This window comes from Lysinibacillus sp. TE18511 (assembly GCF_054062295.1).
In genome coordinates, this window is record NZ_JBSSFD010000087.1 from 1 (window position 1) to 4,038 (window position 4,038).

At 35.6% G+C, this 4,038-nt stretch carries 2 protein-coding genes and 2 pseudogenes; 1 reads left to right on the plus strand and 3 read right to left on the minus strand.

Annotated elements, in window-relative coordinates:
* Positions 1 to 111 precede the first annotated feature (111 nt).
* A pseudogene (gene ltrA / locus ACVWXS_RS25755) lies at positions 112 to 1,899 on the minus strand (group II intron reverse transcriptase/maturase).
* A 439-nt stretch (positions 1,900 to 2,338) separates the two neighbouring features.
* The gene (locus ACVWXS_RS25760; RefSeq protein WP_456960666.1) at positions 2,339 to 2,467 is read right to left on the minus strand and encodes a DUF5839 family protein; all 129 of its coding nucleotides are present in this window, start codon (positions 2,465 to 2,467) and stop codon (positions 2,339 to 2,341) included.
* Between the two features lie 22 nt (positions 2,468 to 2,489).
* Here ACVWXS_RS25760 and ACVWXS_RS25765 point away from each other — a divergent pair.
* Positions 2,490 to 3,694, plus strand: a pseudogene (locus ACVWXS_RS25765) (IS3 family transposase).
* A gap of 40 nt (positions 3,695 to 3,734) precedes the next feature.
* Here ACVWXS_RS25765 and ACVWXS_RS25770 read toward each other — a convergent pair.
* On the minus strand, positions 3,735 to 4,038 hold a 304-nt coding region (locus tag ACVWXS_RS25770; protein ID WP_456960667.1), incomplete at its 5' end, for a hypothetical protein.

Below are 4,038 nucleotides of genomic sequence, written 5' to 3' on the forward strand. Positions count from 1 at the left end.
AGCTTTTCCCCCTGTTCACACCGTACGTGCGACTTTCATCGCATACGGCGTTCCAACTAATCCAATTTATTCTTTCTATGTATTAAGCAGACGAGTGCTAATTTCCCAAAGTTAGATTATTTCATTGTTACATTTCAGTCGTAGGTTATTTACTTTTTCTATTTGCTTATTTGAAAGCTTTACAGCTTTTAAAACCTTTTCAATTTTTGTTCTGTCCTTCAAATGTATAAGTTGATGTATAGCCTTATTCAAAATAATTAAGTTCGAGTAGCTATCATCCTTTGAAATGTAAAAAGGATTAATATGATGACAATGCCAATCATTAATACCTAATTCTTCACCTAAAATGGCACATCTACCATATTGGGCAATAAACTTACTGATCCTATTGTCGTTATATTCTATAGATCTGTTTGGAATGTAGTTTCTCATGATGTAGGAAAGCGTATTTTCATCAATAGCCTTCAGACTATTGTGAATCTTCGCTCTACCTTTGATAGTAAAGTTACATATAACTTGGGAGAAACCAAGTGTCTTTCTCCACCGTTGTGCATGGATGGGGACAAAGGCCATATTTTGTATCTTAAATAGTTTGGAGTTGTAACCCTTGTACCTCTTCTGTAAAGTCTTATTCATCTCATGGAAACTTGCCTCTGTTCGAATTTTCTTTAGTTGATTGTATAGCGTCTTGCGTAGATGTAGATTTAACTCATTCAAGTTAATTGTAATTTGAGTCGCAGCTGAGTAATAGTTTTGAATCCCCATTACAACTGTATTATAGTTCCAAACTGTCTGAATGCACGGCTTTCTCTTGATTACTTTTATCGCTTCTTTAATCTTTATTTGCTTTAGCCTTTTTTGACATATCAGACTTTGCTACGTAGCCAAATCTGGTCTTACCTTTTCTTATGGCTTTTATTGAAAATCCTAGAAACTCTGAAGAGTTTTTCTTTAAGTTTACAACCTTTGATTTTTCTTCACTCGTTTCCAAGTGCAATCTTCTTTTCAGGAAGCCTCTTAATGCATAATTCATTTTAATAGCCTATGACCTTGTTCGACACATTACCTTGAAGTCGTCCGCATAACGGACGATAAAACACTCTTTCAAACTCGATTTCTTTAAATGCTGATACTTACTACCATTGGTCGAATAAGTATATTTGCTTTCAAATGTTTCCCATTGGTCACTAACCCACCAATCCAATTCATTTAATACAATGTTGGATAATAACGGTGACAGAATTCCTCCTTGCGGAGTACCTTTTGTAGGAATACCCTCTCCTTCAATCTCTGCTTTTAATAGCCTAGATATAATAGAAAGGAGTGATTTATCCCTTATGCCTAGAGACCACATTTGTTTTAAAAGTTTGCTATGGTTCACATTATCAAAGAATCCTTTAATATCTACGTCAACACAATGATGAAGCCCAGTTTGATTGATAAGGAACTCAAGTCTAGCTTTGGCATGGTGAGTGCTGCGATTCGGTCTAAACCCATAACTATGTTTATGGAATTTTGCTTCGCAAATTGGCTCTAAAATTTGCAGTATGCATTGTTGAAAGATTCTATCCCAAATCGTTGGTATCCCCAAAGGTCTAGTTTTATCCTTTCCTTTAGGAATAAGAACCCGTCTTACTGGCTGTGGTTCATACCATTTAAACATAGCTTGAACTCTTGCTATTACATCTTCCACAGTTAAATGCAAGATATCATTAATTGTTAATTTATCAGTTCCCGCAGTTTTACTACCTGTATTTCTTTTGATGTTTCGGTAGGCTAGACGCTCATTAATTCTGTTAAGTCATAGAAGTGATGACCACTGACACTTTGAGTATAAAGTGTATCAAAACAATCTTGCATACTATAATACTCATTGTGTCTCAATTTCTTCCGTTTCAATAAGTTGGTGACTCCTTTCGGAGTTAAACCTCTTTTAGTCTCACAAGAACCTTATTAACCGATAAAGAACTGCCTTACTTGGTTGAATAAATCTTTATTAGTCTAGTGGCTATCCCTCCATGTGTATTAGACATAGGCGAGCATGGACAGCATTTGAAAACTCGTTGAAGCTAAGCGAAAACAAATATAGCTGCTTATTTTGGAAAAATAACAGCAAAATATTTGTAAAGGTCATAGGAATCTCCTACAAGTCAAAAACAACGTTTTTGGGGTTTACCATGGTAAACCCGTTGCTTACCGCCTCCATCTTCCTAGGGCAAACAGTTTGCCAAAAGACCGTATTTTTGGGGCAAATCGTTTGTCCTTTGAGAAATTTTTTGTACCCATAAAAATACTAGGCTTTGCCTAGTTCCACACTGAAAGTGGGGACAGTTTTCCCTTATGCTCTTTCTGACTCTTTTTTAGGATGTGGTGCTCTTTCTAAAAGTTTATTAATTCTTTTATATCGTTTCCCTATCTCTTCTAACTCTTCTCGAAAAACTGCTGTTACCAAAACGGGTGCAAACATTTTTTTGGAGGTGCAGTTTTGTATGGCTAAATTTAAAGAAAAGCTGAAACTAGAAGCTGTTCAAAGATGTTTATCTGGGAATGAAAGTTTAAGAACAATCGGAGAAGATATAGGCGTTGCCCATCGAACTTTATTAACCTGGGTGAAACTACACGAATATAATGGCTCAGAGGCCTTTGTAAAACAATATACAAATTACACCGCGCAGTTTAAACTAGACGTACTTAATTATATGACTGAACATGGTACGTCCTTACACGAAACAGCGGCTATCTTTAATATAGCGACGCGTTCGACGATAAGAGTTTAAAAAAAACAATTCGAAACACAAGGATTTGATGGCCTTCAGTCAAAGAAAAAGGGGCGTCCATCCATGAAAAAAGAATTAAACAAACAACCAAAACAAGCACCGATAGAAGGCTCAACCGAAGCACTTCAAGCACGTATTAAACAGCTAGAAATGGAAAACGAGTATTTAAAAAAGTTGAACGCCTTATGCCGATCTAAAAAACGAGATCAAAACGATTCTTGTAGAACACGAAGGTCGTTATGGTACCGTCGTATTCGTGATGAACTAGCAAATCGTGGGCAAAAAGTGAATCATAAGAAGGTTCAACGTATTATGAAAGAACTAGGTTTAAAGTGTATTGTACGTATGAAAAAATATAAATCATATAAAGGTACAGTCGGTAAAATTGCGCCAAATATTTTAGATCGAAACTTTACATCGGAGGCACCTAATGAGAAATGGGTAACGGATATTACAGAGTTTGAATTATTTGGCAAAAACTTTATTTATTGCCTGTTTTAGATTTATTTAATGGTGAAATCATTACCTATACAATTGGCTTTAGACCAACGTACTCTCTTGTTTCAGAGATGTTAGAGAAGGCCTTAAAACATCTACCTTTGGACCATCAGCTACTGATACATTCAGATCAAGGGTGGCATTATCAAATGAAGAAATATCATTCAGAACCTTCAATCAAGAGGTATCGTGCACAGTATGTCTCGTAAAGGAAATTGTTACGACAACTCTGTCATGGAGAATTTCTTTGGAATTATGAAATCTGAATTCCTTTACATGAGGGAATTTGAATGTATAGAGCATTTTAAAATAGAATTAGAAAAATATATAAATTACTATAATACGAAACGGATTAAGGCAAAATTAAAAACGAGTCCGGTGCATACCGAACTCGTTTTACCCAAGGTCCTAATGAATAACCGTGTCTAACTTTTAGGGGTCACTTCATTTTCAATTTTTTTATTGAATTGTACCTGAATAAGTTCCACCGTAGTTGTAATAAATTGTGTAAGCATTTGTTGCTTTATTAACGCTAATGCTACCTACAACTGTATTTGTTTCATTGCGAATGATAGTGTAAGAGCTTGAAGATTTAAATTCCACTGTTACACCGTAGCCAAGTTGTTGTTGTAGATAAGACTGAATGTATGAATCTGTGAAAGCTTTAGTTTCTGCAGCGTGTGCTTCTGGTGCTACTGTTGATACTCCAACAAGTCCTCCTAGTGTTAGTGCTGATGCCATTGCGATAGATGCTAATTTTTTC